Below are 16881 nucleotides of genomic sequence, written 5' to 3'. Positions count from 1 at the left end.
TCTAATTATGCCCGATCATCCCGCACCAATTCCGCCTATTACTTTACCACCGATCGAAAATCCCCAACAGGAACAAACTTGGCTGCGCACCGCTTTGCATCGTTGGTTAGATGCGGAATTTATTCCCGAAGCTATTAACGATACTATCGCTGAACGTGCTAGTCAAATTTTTCTGCGTCAGCGTTTGGAAGGGGAAAACGATCTCGGTAACTTGGTGATTGCGATCGTTACCGAGATGCAAGCTTTTGATTTCCGCGAAAGTTTTTATAGTGAATTTGCCATCGCTAACGCCGTTAGTGATTTAATTTTAGATAGTTTAGGGATCGATCGCTGTTGTGGGCAAAGTTAGACAGTTTTTCTCTGCTATTGGAGTTTAATTTCTATTAGCTGCTCTGCTAATTTTTTTGTACGAATGGGGTAAGCTGCACTGCCTATTAGAAATTTTAGGACAAATGATCAAACCCTCTCTCCTCGATCATAGACGGTCTTAACCAGTAATTTAGATAGTCAACAGCTTATTGCTTATTTAAGAAGTTAACAAAATCTTTAATCGACAAGAATTAATTGATAGTTGTTGGGAAGGTTTAATTAATTTCCAACCCAGCGATCTCAGCGATCGTGTAGGCTGGTCGGCCCTTAACTTCTTCGTAAATTCGCCCGACGTATTCCCCTAATATGCCAATACTGATCAATTGTACCGAACCCAAGAAAAACACAGCGATCAAGATAGTAGCTAAACCAGTAACAGGAGAGTCGGGTTGCTGTAAGCGCCAGTAGAGAACCAGTAAAGCCATCAACAGGGCAATTAAAGCAGAAAATAAGCCTAAATAAGTGGAAATACGCAGGGGAATCTTAGAAAAAGACACCAAGCTATTAACCGCTAAAGCTAGGGATTTTTTAAAAGTGTACTTGACTTCGCCAGCAAACCGGGGATCCCGCTCAAATTTAACAGCAGTTTGTCGGAAACCAATCCAAGCGCGCAAACCGCGAATATAACGATTCCGTTCTGGCATAGAATTTAATACGTCCACCACCTGACGATCCATCAGACAAAAATCCCCCGTGTCCGCAGGGATATCCACGTCGGCTAATTGTCGCAGCAATCTATAGAAAACGTAGGCAGTTAGGCGTTTAAACCAACTTTCTTTTTTCCGTTTTGTTCTCTGGGCGTAAACCACATGATAACCTGCTTGCCAAGACTCAATCATTTTGGGAATCAATTCCGGTGGATCTTGCAAGTCGGCATCGAGGACAACAATAACTTGACCCCTAGCAAAATTAAGTCCTGCCGTTACTGCTGCCTGATGGCCAAAGTTACGAGCAAAGCTAATGTAACAGACCCTAGCATCTCTTTCCTGTAGTTCCCGCATTAAATTTAAGGAACAGTCCCGACTGCCATCATTGATCAGAATCAGTTCCACAGAATCATCTAAACTATCCATGACATCACTGACACGGCGATAGAGTTCTGGAATGGTTTCTTCCTCGTTATAAATCGGGATAATTAGCGAATATTTCGGCATTTTCGAGAGGTTGAACGGACAAAAGCCGTGTTTTTATGGCGGCTGCTACGCTAAATATTCTGCTAAAGTATCCCTTTTGTCAACTTAATAGATTACTGCTAGACAGTGCCTTTGAACTACTCTCAAGGTCGTTGAGAGCTTCCTATTTCACGGGGGACTGCCTTAAGACGAACTTACGCCCAGCTTTTGGTCTTACATCCCCTCCAGAAGTTTTTATAGTGAATTTGCGATCGCTAACGCCGACAGGGATTTAATTTTAGATAGTTGAGGGATTGATCGCTATTGTGGCCAAAGTTGGACAGTTTTTCTTTGCTATTGGATTAAATAGCCAAGGAATGATCGACCATTGCTTGCCGACGTAAACAATTCCAGTAGGCTGCATAGAGATCCGTCTGTTGACCGCGTAGGGAAGCGATCGCAGGTGCGGCAGGAAAAGGCCAGAGACGATCAAAAACCACTTCCCGATGAGCCAAACGAAACTGTAGCAAATAAACAGAAGCAGGAGCCTGTAAATTATCCAGTAATTGCGCTGCCAGCCGATATAAAGACTTAAGACTCTCTCTTTCTAGACTAATCGGTTGACTGTAGGCGTTAGGGATCATACCCTCCCCGATTACCTCACCGTATTCTAAACCCTTAGATGTCACCGTGATCGGCAACCAAAGATCCCCAAAAGAAGAATCTCCCTGACTGGTTTTATAGTGCAGGGTATGGGCAACCCAAGCGCGTCTTTCTTCGATATCCCGACAAGCTTGATAAACTTTTTTACCCGGAAAATTCACCCAATTGGGCAATTGAATTGTTAAGGGACACCAGATTAAATTATTTTGGCCGGTTTTACCCGACTCCATTTTTGACCACAAGGAAGCCGTCCCCGTCACCTCCACCGCCAGGGATTTAGGAACCGCATTTTTTAAGGCAATCACCATTTTTTCGGTAACGGGCGATAGCCGAGACATCTGACCACTGGCTTGAGCTTCGGCATTAACGAGAATGATAACTTTGTCCATTTCTTCTTGTGGGTTGGGTAAACTTGAACGATCAGCGGTGAGGTTGGTTAAGAATGCGAACTGACTGGGGTTCAATGCTTCTGTAGTCGCCATGGCAAAAGCTATTTCTCTGGATTTTAGCGAATTATACAAGAGCGCAACTATTTTTTACGGATTTTTTCAACAGCAACCAGATTCAAGGCGTGATTTTGCTGCTCCCCCTCATAGAATACCTTAAGTAATCAGTGATCACTAATCAGTGATCAGTGAACTGAAAACTCAACTCTGAATAACTGGTAACTGATCACTGAAATTACTCGTCTTCGGCGAAAATAAAGCGAGTTAGTTCACTAGGATCGGGTTCGGGGCTAGATTCGGCAAATTTAACCGCTGCCTCGATTTCAGCTTGAATTTTCTCCTCGATTTCTTTTAATTCTTCTCTCGTGGCCAGATCTCGCTCGTAGAGGTAGGCGGCAAAGCGAGTGATCGGATCTCTTTCGCCCCAGAATTGTTTCTCGTCAGCACTGCGTAACTCGTCGGGATCTGCTAGAGAGTGACCCCGGAAACGATAGGTTAAGGCCTCAATCAAAGTCGGCCCCTCACCGGCGCGGGCGCGGGCCACGGCTTCTCTGGCGGCGGCATGAACGGCGACCACATCCATACCGTCCACTTCCACACCGACCATACTAAAAACACTGGCTTTTTTATAGATTTCTGGTTGAGAAGTGGCTCGATCGTGGGCCATTCCGATCGCCCACTTATTATTTTCCACCACATAGATAATCGGCAACTTCCAGAGGGCGGCCATATTCAGACACTCAAAAAACTGGCCATTATTACTCGCCCCATCCCCAAAGAAACAGACCGTTACCTGATCGGCACTGGCATCACCCATGGCTTCCCGACGGTATTTACTCTGAAAAGCCGCCCCGGTAGCGACGGGAATCCCCTCGGCCACAAAAGCGTAACCCCCTAAAAGCTTATGTTCGGCGGAAAACATATGCATGGAGCCGCCCCGTCCTTTACTACAACCGGTAGCTTTGCCAAATAACTCCGCCATCACCTCTTGAGCGGGAACTCCGGCACTGAGGGCGTGGACGTGATCGCGATAGGTACTAGAAACGTAATCTTCTCCCTGACGCAAGGCTTTAACAATACCGCTAGATATGGCTTCCTGACCGTTGTAGAGATGGACAAAACCGAACATTTTGCCCCGATAATACATTTCGGCGCATTTATCTTCAAACATCCGCCCCAAAACCATATCCTCGTATAGGCGAAGACCTTCAGCTTTGGTGATAATGATGGAAGCAGGATTAAAGGTTGGTAAAGTACGTTCGGAAATCATAGGGTCTGTAGTATCATTTAGACAACAAAAAGGCAAGGGGAGAGGAAGCGGTAGATTTTTCGAGAATTCTGGCAGTGAATTTTTTGGTCTTAAACCAAGGGGTTCTTGGTATTTTCTCTCTCAAATCTAATCTTAGTCAGTCAGAGATTGGCTAGGATAAGATGGTATCTTGTTATTTTACTCGCTCCGCTCTCACTTACATCATTTAATTCACTAAGGACTCTCCAGAGTTGAGGTACAGCTAACCGTGCGAATTCCTCTTGACTACTACAGGATATTGGGAATCCCTTTTCAGGTGAATGCCGAGCAGATTGATTTGGCCCACGCCGATCGGGGACGGCAATTGCCACGTCAAGAATACAGTCAAACAGCGATCGTTGCCCGTCAGCACTTGTTAGATGAAGCTTACCAAGTGTTAAGTGATCCAGATCGCCGTCGTGATTACGATGCCCAATTTTTCGCTCCCAATCCCCTGCTTCTCAACCCAGATAGCAGCGCCGAAAACCTCGATTCTCAGGGTGGGGAGGTGGCCGCCGCTTCCTCAGAATATCCCACTCCCCAGATTACCATTGCCCCCGCCGATCTGGTGGGAGCTTTGCTCATCCTGCAAGAGTTGGGAGAATACGAGTTAGTGATTCGTTTGGCTGAAACTTATCTAGATTTGGAGCCAACTACTCGCCCAGATATGATCTTAACCTTGGCTTTGGCCTACGGGGAATTAAGTCGGGAATATTGGCAGGATAAAAATTATGAACAGGCGGCCAGCACCGCAGCCAAGGCCTTGATCTGCTTGGAACAAGAACAAATGTTCCCGCAAGTGGCTGGCGAGATTCGTCATGATTGCGATCGCTTGCGTCCCTACCAGGTTCTGGAATTGTTATCCCAAGAAAAAAACCCCGGTCTTGCCCGTCAGCGGGGCTTAAATCTCTTGGAGGATATGTTGGCCGCTCGCGGTGGCATCGATGGCCAGGGCGACGATCGCTCTGGGTTGGGGGTGGATAATTTTTTACGCTTTATTCAACAGTTACGGGTTTATTTGACTCAGGCCGAACAGGAGAAAATCTGGGCAAAAGAGGCAGAACGCCCCTCGGCGGTGGGTAATTATCTGCTGGTTTATGCCTTGATTGCCCGCGGTTTCGCCCAAAAACAACCCGCCGCTATTGTGGCAGCCAGCGATCGCCTGCAGCAATTACAAAAACATCAGGATGTTTCCATCGAGCGATCGATCTGCGCCCTGCTGCTCGGTCAAACCGAACAAGCAAGCACAATTTTAGAAAAAAGTCAAGAGCAAGAAATATTAAATTATATTAAGGAACAATCTGGGCAATCTCCCGATCTTCTACCTGGGTTATGTCGTTACGGTGAGCGTTGGTTACAAACAGAAGTTTTCTGCCATTTTAGGGATTTAGTCGAGCGGAAAGCCTCACTCAAAGAGTATTTTGCCGAGGAAGAGGTACAAAATTATTTGGAAGAATTGTCAGGTTTTCCTGACGAAAAAGTTCCCGTGTCAGTTCAAGAAAAGGTTGGGGAACCTTTAGAATCGGAAGTAAATGTTCTCAAAACCCACACCCCCCCCACCCATTTAAACCCAGTGCCAGGAGCGACACCGATGAGGGAATCTGCTTATTCTTCCCATTCTCGTCCCCAAAAACCGTCTTTAGCTAGAGCTAACGGTGAGCGGACAGGCACTGCTGTACCTGCCCTGAGAGCCACCCCTCAGCAGGAAACTTTCACCCCCTATACTCAGGGCAGTGTGGTGGTGACAGCAGCCGATCGTCAACCAGCACTTAATCCCCCCCGTCGTCGTCCTAGTCGCTCGCGCCACCCAGCAGCGGGCAACTCCGGGCCAGCAGCCGTAGAAACGGTAAAAACTGCCCTAGTCGCACCGAAACGGAGACGACCAGTCCGCAGAAAACTACGACTCGATCGAGTGGCGATATTGGGAGTAGGATTAGTGGGAACGCTCGTGGTTTTGTCCTTGGGGGTAAAGGCAATTGTCGATAGTCAATCTCCTTTGGCAGCCTTGCAAGGGGAACAGTTACCGATTTCTTTAAATACTCCCATACTAGAAATTCCTTCGGCTAACGCGGAGGTGATGGAAGGGAATCCCTTAGACAAGGAAAAGGCCAAGGAGACGATTCAAGCTTGGTTAGCAGCAAAATCGGCGGCTTTTGGCAGTGAACACCAAAAAGAGCCATTGAAAGAGGTTTTAACGGGTTCAGCTTTGGAAATTTGGCAAAAACGGGCGGCGGCTTTACAGGGAAATAACTATTGGCGCTACGATCATCAAGTGGATGTGCGATCGGTCACTAATAATGCGAAAAATCCTAATTTAGCCACGGTGGAAGCGATAGTCAACGAAAAGGCCATGTATTTCCATAATGGCAAGGAAATTGTCAATCGTTCCTATAATGAGTCCTTGAAGGTGCGCTATGATTTGGTACGGCAAGGAGATAAATGGTTGATCGAAAAAACCCAAGTCTTACCCTAATTTTTTCCGATTAAATCCCCAAAAAACCTCGAAATTATGAATTGGGAAGTGGGGAGATGGGAGATGGGAGCAGGGGGAAAAAAACTGATAACTGAGGACTGACTCCCCTAAACGAAAACTTTGTACCTCACTATTAAGATAACTTCTATATCTTTAGACTGATAAATGCTCGATTCTCTTAATATTTTTTAACATAAAATCTGCTCTTTGATTGCTGTAATTGGTTCCCTAGAAGTCAAGCTAATGAGTTATAATCGTAGGTAGGGATCCATAGTTCTTAGAGGAAAAAAGCGGGGCAATCTCAATGTTTTGCTCACCCACAAGACCATGATTTTGATCTTTTAAAAATCTCGCATAAGTCTTTAAGAACTTTTAAAATCAGCATTCACACAGGAGGGATATTATGACAGGTAAGAGTAAACGCGGTTTTGCCTCTATGGATCAAGCTAAACAAAGGGAAATCGCTAGTAAAGGTGGTAAAGCTGCTCATCAAAAAGGGACAGCCCACGAATTTACCTCCGAAGAAGCTCGCGAAGCGGGACGAAAAGGTGGTGAAGCGGTTAGCCGAGATCGGTCCCACATGGCAGCTATTGGACGGGAAGGGGGCAAAAATTCTCACAAAGGCAGTCGCAAAAACTTAAACTCCGGGGAAAATTCCCCAGTCAACGAGTCTATAGGTGAAAATTCCTCAGATTTTGGCAACTCGGAAGCAAATAGTTGACTTTGGTTGACTTTTTCTGGGACTGAGAGGGTTTTGGCAGCAATTCTCATTTTAAGGTTTCATGACATAAAAAGCCTTATAACAAGAGGGTTGTACAATTCTTAACAATTTTAGTGATCGCTGAAACGGCGCAAAATCGTTCTGAATTTATTTTTGCTAGGGTTTTGGGGTGTTGGGGTTTTTAGTTAAATTCCCCATTCCCCCATTTCCCCATCCCCAATAAATACTTTAAGGTTCAATACTGACAATCCAAGTACCGACGTAGAGACGGACGGGAATATTGCCAGAGGCAGTCACATCACAGGTAAAGTAATAAGTGCCTAATTCGGGATTTCTGACATTAGACATGACGATTTCAACTTTGCTGGTGGGATCGATCGCTTGTTCGGGGACAATTTGAATAACGCGACTATCCTTATCCCAAACCACTTCCTTTAAAGGTAAAGATTTGCCGTTGATGCGTACCTCGATTTTATTGGTGTCAAACTGGCCGTTAAAATAATCGGGATAGGAAATAAAAAAAGCTGAAGCTCCTTGGGAGAGTTTTTTCGCGGGAATATAGAGTTTATAACGATCCATTTGCTTGGGACGACCGCCAAATTGCAAAAAATAATCTAATATATCCTTGCGATCGACTCCACTAAAAATTGTTAGGCCGGGGTTGCCATTGGCTAAAGTTGTTTTTGGTAAAATAATTCCCGCACCCACCCCTAAGGATAGAGCGATCAAAGCGGGTGTCCTAGCATATTTAATTACTTTTGTCAAGAGTTTTAACATAAATTTCAATCCAAGGTGAGGGGGATGGTGATGGCTGCAAGGAGCCGAATACAGTTCAACTCTAACAAAACTCGCTCGTTTCTTACCTAGACCTTTGCCAGTCCGATAAGTGTCTTGGTTAACGCTTCATCGCTCGTGCCATATCCCGTTGATCCTGACGACGTTTTAAATCTTCGCGTTTATCGTGTAATTTCTTGCCTCTACCGAGGCCAATGCTGATTTTTACCCAACTACCTTTAAAATACATCTTCAAAGGCACAAGAGTTAAGCCTTTCTGTTCCACTTGACCGATGAGTTTGCTGATTTCCTTTTTGTGCATCAACAATTTTCTCGTCCGGCGCGGGTCGTGATTAAAATATTCGCTACTCTGTTCGTAGGGGGAAATATGAACATTAATTAACACCGCTTCACCATTGCGGACTAAAACGTAACCATCCCGCAGGTTTACCTTACCAGCGCGCACAGATTTAACCTCGGTCCCCAGCAACTGCACCCCCGCTTCAAAAGTCTCTAAAATCTCGTAGAGATGGCGTGCTTGCCGGTTATCAGTGATAATTTTGATTTTGTCGTCTTGATTGGCCATATAGTCAAGTGAAAAGTGAAAAGTAAAAAAGCGATTGGTAGAGGCAGTATCGGCTAATTATCTCGATTTTTCCATGTCCTTATCTTTATATCTTACTCGTTCTTTTGCTCTCTGGGGACTGACTGCTGGTGGCTCTTTGGTGATCACCGGCCTTGTCAGGGGGAACGAGAAGGGGGAAAATGAGAGCAGTGTTAAATTTTTATGAAGTTTGGTTCTGTGGACAAAATTCGTACTGTTTCCGATAGTAAGCGTGATTTTTATACTCGCCACACCCGCCCCATCAATTCGGTGTATCGGCGCGTGGTTGAGGAATTATTAGTCGAGATGCACCTGCTCTCTGTTAATGTAGATTTCCATTATGATCCAATTTATGCCCTTGGTGTGGTTACTTCTTTCGAGAAGTTCATGGAAGGCTATCGTCCGGGGGAAGATAAACCGAATATTTTTAATGCTTTGTGCCAAGCGGTTAACGGTAATCCCGAAGTCTATCGTCATGATGCCGAAAATATGATCGCTATTGCCAAAGAAACTAATATTGATTCCTTGCTTTCCCAACTGCAAAACCCTGCCCTAGGTGGTAACAATCAGTTGTCTGATAGTTTAGTTTCGGTGATTAATGCGCCCAAGTTTAAGTATAGTCGCCTGTTTGCCATCGGTCTTTATACTATTTTAGCCGAAGCACAACCAGACATAATCAAGGAAAAAGAAAAACGCGAACCAATTTTGCAAAAATTCTCAGAAATTCTGCATCTCTCCAGCGAAAAACTGCAAAAAGACCTCGATGTTTATCGCGGTAATCTCGATAAAATGGATCAGCTGCTCAAGGTTATCGAAGATGCTCTAGAAGCGGAAAAGAAAAAACGTCAACAAAAAGAACAGGAAAAACAAACCACCCTGCAATAAAGGCTCTCAACCGGAAATTACCGCGTGCAGACAAGGGAATAGGGAACAGAAAAAGGATTAAATCGGCTCTCTTTCTTTACTGTTCCTTCTGACCTCGTTCTACAATTAGGATCGGCAACCCTCAATATTTATTTCCCGTGACTAACTCCTCCATCACCGCACCCGTAACCGATATTTTGGCAAAAGCGCGGTCAGGGGCAAATTTATCGGCAAAAGAAGCGATTATCTTGCTAGAAACTACCGATAACCGTTTAATTGCCCAGATTCGGGAAACGGCCGACTTTTTGCGTCGTCAACAGGTGGGAGATACCGTCACCTACGTGATCAATCGCAACATTAATTTTAGTAACATTTGTGAGCAGCATTGCAGTTTTTGTGCATTCAGACGCGATGAAAATGAAGAAGGGGCCTTCTGGCTTAATTTAGAGGAAATTATCGCTAAAGCGGCGGATGCTGTCCATCGTGGGGCGACGGAAATTTGTATGCAGGGAGGATTAAACCCAAAAGCCAAGATTAAGGGCAATTCCTTAGACTATTACCTAGAAATTGTTAAAAACCTGAAACAAGCCTTTCCCAACCTGCATTTACACGCTTTTTCGCCCCAAGAAGTCCAATTTATCGCTAGAGAAGACGGTTTAAGTTACGAAAAAGTTATCGCTTCCCTGCAAGAAGCAGGAGTGAATTCTCTACCGGGGACGGCTGCCGAGGTGTTAGTCGATGAGGTAAGACGGGTAATTTGTCCAGAAAAAATCGATGCCGCCACTTGGTTAGAAATAGTCGGTATTGCCCATCGCTTGGGGTTACATACCACCAGTACCATGCTCTGCGGTCATATTGAAACCCCTAGTCAACAGGTGCAGCACCTTGAAAAAATTAGAAAACAGCAAGAAATCGCCCTAGCAAATAATTATCCGGCTAAAATCACCGAATTTATTTTATTGCCTTTTGTGGGACAATCGGCCCCCAAACCCCTGAGAAATCGAGTCGGACGGGATCAACCAATTTTAGCCGATACATTAAAATTAACAGCAGTGGCGCGGATTTATCTGGGCAATAGCATTAAAAATCATCAACCCAGTTGGGTAAAATTGGGCTTACAGGGGGCGACAGAAGCCTTAAACTGGGGTTGCAACGATCTCGGTGGTACTCTCATGGAAGAACATATTACCACTATGGCCGGGGCCCTGGGCGGTACCTGTTTGACCGTCGAGGAGTTAGAAACGGCGATTAAATCCCTCGATCGCCCCGCCCGTCAACGGGATACAATCTATTAGAGTCTATTTAACCCGAATCCTGGATTAGCTGAAAGCTTGATCCTGTCCCGGGTTAAAACTTTCCTTCTCCCGTCCGAGTCCTGAGAAAATTCCCCTAACCCGAACTGACGTTATTAAGAGGAACTATTTCTTTTCAAGGCAATTGCTAATTGTCTCAGTCGTTCACTAACTTCTAAATTAAATTCTTGAGATTTCAAATTAGCGGGTAATTCTGCTACAAGCTGAGGATTCTCCTTATACCATTCGTTTTGGGCGACACCTGCCCATGTTCCTTCTTTTTCTCGAAAAATATCCACTAATCCTCTTAATTCTTGAATACAGTAGGACTCAAATCCTGCAGCTTCAAAAATACCATGGCGTAGATATTCTTCAAAAGCGTTAATATCATTAGTTACTTCAAAGGTAACAACGTCTCTGGGTGGGGTTAATTGGTCAGCCAAATCGATCCAATTAACCCCAACTGTATCTACCGTCATTCCGATAACGTTTTTGGCAATTTCTGTTACACCTAACACCTGTTGACGAAGATTAGGATCAAAGAGTAAATCAGAACCATACTTAACGTATTTTTTTAAGACTCTAAAAGCAGGTTCATCTCCTTGATAATAGTTATCAATCAGTTCCACATCAGCTCCTAAGGATTTGACAATTTGGCTGCGGGTATCACTGTTAACAGGACCGCGAATTAATGCTTCAGCAACGGGACGAGCAAATCTTAAAAATAACACTGATAAGCTATTTTCTAAGCGAGTTAAAAACTCCTGTTCTGAATAACCAATTAATCGTTCTTTTACTTGAGAACTTCCCCATAATAAAGAGGACATATAATCGACTAATTTTAAAGCTTCATCTTTTAATTCTGCCGCTAATTGTCGAGCAAGGGCATCCAAAAATTTTCTAACATCCCCATACAAGTCATCCCGCCAAGCATAATTAGCTTTTGCCTTGTCGAAGTCTGGAAAAGAATTTGCATCAAAAATAATTTCTTTTTTTCTTAAAGTTTCTTGTCTTAATTTTGCCATTTCACTGGCTAACAGTTGCCCATAGCGTTCTTTAAACTTTTCGATACTACTAGAAGATTCGTTATTAACTTTTTCTAAGGGTTTGTTAATGGCAGATGTTTCATAAAAGTTTTGTAAATCAGCTTTTATCTGTTCCCATTTTCTATGCCACCATTCTGAAAAATCAATTCTTCTTCTTTCCTCTTCAAAGCGTTGTGCTTCTTCAGGATTTTCGGGAAATCTTTGACTGACAAAATGGTGAATATCTTCTGAGGTGCTGACAATTTTATCAATGGAAGCTTCACAGCGTTTCTTGAGAATTGCTACTCGCTCAGTATTAATATAATTAAAGATTTTTTGTTTAATTTCAGGGATTCCTGTCGCTTGAGTTCTTAACATTTCATCATCTATAATTCCAGTCAAAGTTTTTAATTTATCTTGAATATTGCTGGCTTTTCCGATTTCTAATTGAGTATGTTCTTCCGCCAGATTATTTAAGATTAAATAAGCTCCTGCTGAACCAGAAACAATGCGATTAACCGGTAAATTAGCGCGTTTTGACCAATCCTGAGAGGCTTCTGTAATATGAGTTTTAAGGGCTTCTGGGCTACCAAGAGAGTCAATATGACTTAAAAAGACAAATAACTTATCAGCAATGGTGACATTCTTATCACCTTGTTCGGTAAATTTAATAATTTCTAATTCGGCTTCTCTAATACTGCGAAAACGCTGAATCACGATGACTGCATCACAGTCTGATAACATTTGTTGTGCTTCATCAACGTGCTTGGCTAACCCAGAATCTGAACCAGGAACATCATAAAAGACGATTCCTTCTGCTTGAGCGAGTTTATTAGTATAAAGTCGTGCTTCTAGGACCGCATGGGCGTATTTTTCATCAGCAACGTATTTTTTTAGTTGTTCTCGGATGTCTTCTAGTCGAGTAAAAGGAATAACTAAATTACCTTCTCGTCTGACTTGTTTTAGGGTGATTTCGTTTTCTCTAATGGTGTTTAAGTCTTCTTTTGCGCCAACGGTTTCTAATTCTTTGAGAAGATGAATAAATTGTTCTTCGCTGCGGGTTTGCACTTCTAATCTTTGTTCAGATTCGCTTTTAACGGAATAAATTTGCGTGGTGGTAAAGGTACATCTTCCTCCTTTGGCAGGAAGTAAATCACATTCTAACCATGCGTTAATAAAGGTACTTTTTCCCGCCTTTTCTAAGCCAACCACAGCAATACGAAATTCTCTTTTTCTCAGTCTTTCGAGTTGACGGTTAGCAGGTATTGCCTCTTGCAGGAGGATTTCTGTTAATTTAGAGGGAACTTCAGCTTGGGGAAGTTTGGCTAAGTCAACGGCAAAATGTTGGATATTTAAGACATCACTGAGACGGGTTTCATAGTAGGATGAGGCCGATTTCCAATCCATTAAATTAACTCCTTAAATACGGTTGAATTCTCTGAGAATAGAGACATTTTTGAGAAACCCTATCTGTATAACTTTTCCTGTTACATTAAGTGGAAGTTCTCGCTTCATTCCATACTGAGTTTCTTTACCAATGATATTACCTCCATTTTTGAGATTAATTCTAACGTAGAATTTTAATCGACTTTCAGGAGAGCGTCCTTCCTCCGGTATAGTCTCTACAGATATTTTTTTATACTCTGGCACACATAAAAATTCTGTAGCACAATCAATTAATCTTACAACATCATCTCTATTAAGATCATACCCTTCATGTAAATTATAAACTTCTGATGCAGGAACAGCTAGACATAAAGAAGCTGTCGGACTAATTTCATTTTTAGAACGAGTCCTTTGTAGATATTTAAAACAAGTAAATGCCCCTACCATTAAACAAGCTACTGTAATAATTAATTCCATTTGGCGTTCTTCCTTTGATTGATTTGATTTTGTTAGATCAACGTTATCTAAGATATCACTTATGCCAGTTGCAAGATTTGTTGAATTAAAGTCCCCGAATTTAAGCCTTTCTACATAAACGAGCTTTGTTACATCATTAAGAAATTCACCAGACAACCTTTTATCTTCATCTAAACAAGAGGATTGATTAATTCCAAAATAACGACATAGATCATCTCTCTGAGATTCTTCTCTTTCAAGAATAATACTTAAAACATGATAGAGTACACCTCCTTTTTTAGATTTTATTTTTGGATACACAATTGCAAAAACATCTTTACAAATACTCGAAAAATATTTATTATTCACTAATTCACCTCCTCTTTTTCAAAATTTTCTAATTCCGCAAGGCTTTGTTCTAAAAATTTAGCTCTTTCTTGGATAGGTTTCCATATAATTTGTGTTTCCTCGTAGTTAGTAGTTATTTCCTGTTGAGCTTTTTCTAGGCTGGCTAAATAGCTATTAAAAATGTCATGGGTTTTATGATCTACATTTTTTTTTAAATTATCAATCTGTTCTAATAGCCATTCAAACATTGAACATAACATTTCAGGTTCGCCCTGTTGCTGGAATTGATGAATCCAATTCTGTAAAAGAGTTTCAGTGCTTGGAATTTCTGCAATCATGCTTTCCTTTTTTTTCATCCATAGCCAGTGTTTAAAACTTCTGTAAGTACCAGAACTGATTTCAATATCAGACTCCAAATTAAAGTCAAATTCCAGTTTTCTAGTAAATGTATTAAGTTCAGATTGTGGAAATTTTATAACAAAATTTGGTGCTTTTTCTTCAGCACCCTTTTCTATATGTTTAATATGAAATCTAAACAATTCAGCTACAGATTCCTCTATTCTGTTAATCTCCTGAGCAGACACTCTCTTTAATATTTGCGATAATATGATAGTTAGATTAATTGATAAATTATTTAACTCTTTTTTAATTATTTGAAGACTTAATTTCTCTTTATCCCTTTTTGCTGTGATTAATAAAACATTTCTTGCATCTGAACCTGTATAGCCCAATTGAATCAGGATATCCAAGTTGTTTTTTAGCATATTAACCTGATTAACATTGGCATTTTTAAAGTTGATATTGTCCAAATCAACTCTGCCATTATCTAAAGATTTAACTACTGCTTCTAAGACGTTTCTAATAACAGTCTTTAGTGCCTCTCTCCACTCAACTAAGGGAACTAATTTCTCTTGAATTTGGTCATAAGGGGGAGTAAATTGAAGTTCATTGATAGCCTCTCTTAAACTAGCTACTAAATTATCGGCTGTTTTGGTATCAATATCTAATTTTTCAAAAACGGCTAGGGGCTGTCTTAATTTGGCATCACTAGCTTGGAGAAAAGAATCAAGATTTTCTTTTGTTTGTGATAACAATTCAGATTCTTGCTGATAATTTTCTTCCGAACTGTTAAGAATTGCCGTAGTAGTTTGTACTGCCCATTGTGCAATACTATTTCCCGCCGCTACATTAAATTTTTCTATAGCTTGGGGAATAACTAATTTAGGAAAATGTTCTGCTATGTGCTTGCTTAGTTTCTTTTCAAATTCTTCTGCATAGGATTGTTTGAATAACTCTTTGGCAATTTGTTCTTGTTGAGAGATAGTCCATTGTTTAGCATCAAGACTTAAGTTTCCTCGCTTCATGATTTCCTTAATTAAAACTTGAAAGTTATCTATGGCTTGCTCATAGGGTTTTAATACTTTCTCAAGTCTAGTTTGATCATACTCTGACCAATTTTCCTCTCTTTTAGGTAATTCCTCTAACAGATCCTGAAGCAATTTCTTATTATCCTGAATTTGTAAAGCCAATAAAGCTGGCCATGTACTCAGTTTTACAATTCTCAAATTTTCAATATCTTTTGTATATTCTCTTAAATTCTCGATCAGTTTTTCCTTAATGTTTTCAGTCGTTTCTTCAACAAACTCACTTTCACTTTCTTGCCAATCATCATCTGATCTGAATATATCAATACGATTTAAAATAAATAGCATTCGTGCAGGAGAGCCGCCTAAATCTTTAACTTGATCAACAACTTCTGATAACAGATTATCAACTTTATAAGGATCTGTTTCTGCGCTGTTATATGTTACTAAACATAAAGCTTCACGACATTGTTTGATAATCCCAATATTTCCCTCATCTCCTACATAAGATAACCCGGGTAAATCTAATAATTTAACTCTAACCCCTTTAGGCAATTCTAAGAAACTTTCATCTTTAACCAGTCTAAAAGGATAATAAATAATAGATCGAGGATAAGCTAAATCAGGTTGTTTTTTTCTGGCTTTAATATAAGCCTTCATTAACTGTTTTAAGCGACTATAAATATCTTCGTCGCTAATCTTTTCCCATTTCCCGCATTCCCACAACGCCCCCGGTGTTTTTTCAATAATTAAAGTCTTTTCTTCGCTATACTCAATGGTAACTGTTCCTGCACTCATTTCTCGCTGTGCCATCGGCACAATATCAGCACCACAGAGGAAATTAACTAGGGTACTCTTCCCACTGCTCGTCGTGCCAGTCGTCGCTAAAATCAGGGTAGGATGGCGCAATTCATTGATTAAAACTTCTAAAGCTTTCTCTAGATTACTAGAAAGTTCGTGGATTTCACCATGATAGGATTCAGGCAAATGCTGAATAATCTCCGTTTTGAAGTCACCCCAATAACCCGCTAGAAGGTTAGCTTTATTTTCCACTGCTTGGAAAACTGCGTAAGATTTTTGACCCATAATACTCTATCGCTGACAGAATAAGCTGATTCAAGAATAAGCCACAACTTCATTATAACGATAATTTTCTTTCTTGCCTTTAATTCTCCTATTCTAAACTGGTAAAAAATCAAAATCTATAATTTCTGCAAAGGTATAAGGACAAACTTGCGGAAACGTATCAACAGATAAACCAGTTTTTTTGATCACCGATCGCTTGGCTTTATCATAAATTATATCTAGCCTAGAATCCCCATAATTGTAGAGGGTTTTTGACTGGAATAAAATTTCTAGTTCTAGACGGAAATTATCGATTTCATCGGCCCATCCCCAGCCACAATTACCTTTTTCCGTCAGCCAATACTGATAAATCAATAAATGTTTAACGGTTTGAATTAGATAGCTTTCCACTTGGTTTCTTTGTTCTCGCCCCAAATCTTCTATCTCCGTTAAAAGATGTTCCCAATCTAAATTTTTCATCTCCCCGCGTCGAATTTGTTCGGTGGTTCGCTCAATCCACAAAACAAAGTCCTGATCATAAAGCTGTTTTAATTCTTCCCACTGCATAGATTTTTGAGATTGAGCCGCGCTTTTATGATCAATCATAAACAAAACCCCCCACCAATGGGCG

The 16881-nt window shown here is 41.4% G+C and carries 15 protein-coding genes; 6 read left to right on the top strand and 9 right to left on the bottom strand.

What is annotated here, in order from left to right; genetic code table 11:
• Positions 1 to 7 precede the first annotated feature (7 nt).
• Positions 8 to 349, top strand: coding sequence for a hypothetical protein (locus ACQY1X_RS12355; protein WP_002731952.1), 342 nt, complete (start codon positions 8 to 10; stop codon positions 347 to 349).
• A gap of 235 nt (positions 350 to 584) precedes the next feature.
• Here the strand turns inward: ACQY1X_RS12355 and ACQY1X_RS12350 are convergent, their stop codons facing one another.
• From ACQY1X_RS12350 to pdhA, 3 genes are all read right to left on the bottom strand, one after another.
• Positions 585 to 1523, bottom strand: a complete 939-nt coding sequence (locus ACQY1X_RS12350) for a glycosyltransferase family 2 protein (RefSeq protein ID WP_430014732.1) — start codon at positions 1521 to 1523, stop codon at positions 585 to 587.
• 320 nt (positions 1524 to 1843) lie between these two features.
• Positions 1844 to 2626: a hypothetical protein gene (locus ACQY1X_RS12345; protein WP_002777147.1), complete on the bottom strand. Its 783-nt coding sequence runs from the start codon at positions 2624 to 2626 to the stop codon at positions 1844 to 1846.
• Positions 2627 to 2825: 199 nt separating this feature from the next.
• A complete protein-coding gene (gene pdhA / locus ACQY1X_RS12340) occupies positions 2826 to 3860 on the bottom strand; it encodes a pyruvate dehydrogenase (acetyl-transferring) E1 component subunit alpha (protein ID WP_002754242.1) in 1035 nt (344 codons plus the stop codon).
• A 247-nt stretch (positions 3861 to 4107) separates the two neighbouring features.
• Between pdhA and ACQY1X_RS12335 the strand changes: the two genes are divergently transcribed.
• Both ACQY1X_RS12335 and ACQY1X_RS12330 read left to right on the top strand, forming a co-directional pair.
• Positions 4108 to 6351: an IMS domain-containing protein gene (locus ACQY1X_RS12335; RefSeq protein ID WP_430012836.1), complete on the top strand. Its 2244-nt coding sequence runs from the start codon at positions 4108 to 4110 to the stop codon at positions 6349 to 6351.
• A gap of 403 nt (positions 6352 to 6754) precedes the next feature.
• On the top strand, positions 6755 to 7072 hold the full coding sequence (locus ACQY1X_RS12330; RefSeq protein ID WP_002732376.1) for a KGG domain-containing protein: 318 nt from the start codon (positions 6755 to 6757) through the stop codon (positions 7070 to 7072).
• Between the two features lie 228 nt (positions 7073 to 7300).
• Here ACQY1X_RS12330 and ACQY1X_RS12325 read toward each other — a convergent pair whose 3' ends face one another.
• Both ACQY1X_RS12325 and smpB read right to left on the bottom strand, forming a co-directional pair.
• On the bottom strand, positions 7301 to 7849 hold the full coding sequence (locus tag ACQY1X_RS12325; RefSeq protein WP_002733402.1) for a DUF2808 domain-containing protein: 549 nt from the start codon (positions 7847 to 7849) through the stop codon (positions 7301 to 7303).
• Between the two features lie 118 nt (positions 7850 to 7967).
• Entirely contained in the window at positions 7968 to 8432 is a 465-nt protein-coding gene (smpB, locus tag ACQY1X_RS12320; protein ID WP_002732921.1) for an SsrA-binding protein SmpB, read from the bottom strand.
• 73 nt (positions 8433 to 8505) lie between these two features.
• On the opposite strand from smpB, the gene ACQY1X_RS12315 reads away from it, so the two are divergent.
• From ACQY1X_RS12315 to cofH, 3 genes are all read left to right on the top strand, one after another.
• Positions 8506 to 8637, top strand: a complete 132-nt coding sequence (locus ACQY1X_RS12315) for a hypothetical protein (protein WP_256094100.1) — start codon at positions 8506 to 8508, stop codon at positions 8635 to 8637.
• Between the two features lie 11 nt (positions 8638 to 8648).
• A complete protein-coding gene (gene psb29, locus ACQY1X_RS12310) occupies positions 8649 to 9335 on the top strand; it encodes a photosystem II biogenesis protein Psp29 (RefSeq protein WP_180995430.1) in 687 nt (228 codons plus the stop codon).
• Between the two features lie 137 nt (positions 9336 to 9472).
• Positions 9473 to 10609 carry a 7,8-didemethyl-8-hydroxy-5-deazariboflavin synthase subunit CofH gene (cofH, locus tag ACQY1X_RS12305; RefSeq protein WP_430012835.1) on the top strand — a complete coding sequence of 379 codons (1137 nt, stop codon included), beginning with the start codon at positions 9473 to 9475 and terminating at the stop codon, positions 10607 to 10609.
• A 113-nt stretch (positions 10610 to 10722) separates the two neighbouring features.
• Here the strand turns inward: cofH and ACQY1X_RS12300 are convergent, their stop codons facing one another.
• From ACQY1X_RS12300 to ACQY1X_RS12285, 4 genes are all read right to left on the bottom strand, one after another.
• Positions 10723 to 13038: a dynamin family protein gene (locus ACQY1X_RS12300; protein ID WP_430012834.1), complete on the bottom strand. Its 2316-nt coding sequence runs from the start codon at positions 13036 to 13038 to the stop codon at positions 10723 to 10725.
• Positions 13039 to 13050: 12 nt separating this feature from the next.
• Positions 13051 to 13842, bottom strand: coding sequence for a hypothetical protein (locus tag ACQY1X_RS12295; RefSeq protein WP_002733763.1), 792 nt, complete (start codon positions 13840 to 13842; stop codon positions 13051 to 13053).
• Positions 13842 to 16271, bottom strand: coding sequence for a dynamin family protein (locus ACQY1X_RS12290; RefSeq protein ID WP_430014731.1), 2430 nt, complete (start codon positions 16269 to 16271; stop codon positions 13842 to 13844). The genes ACQY1X_RS12295 and ACQY1X_RS12290 overlap by 1 nt, the downstream gene beginning before the upstream one ends.
• A 93-nt stretch (positions 16272 to 16364) precedes the next feature.
• Positions 16365 to 16856, bottom strand: a complete 492-nt coding sequence (locus tag ACQY1X_RS12285; RefSeq protein ID WP_272014886.1) for a DUF29 domain-containing protein — start codon at positions 16854 to 16856, stop codon at positions 16365 to 16367.
• Positions 16857 to 16881: the final 25 nt, after the last annotated feature.

The organism is Microcystis protocystis FBCC-A270 (assembly GCF_050500235.1).
Classification (GTDB): Bacteria; Cyanobacteriota; Cyanobacteriia; order Cyanobacteriales; family Microcystaceae; genus Microcystis; species Microcystis ichthyoblabe_A.
The sequence above is the reverse complement of the archived record's forward strand: the minus strand, read 5'-3'. Positions and strand labels throughout refer to the sequence as shown.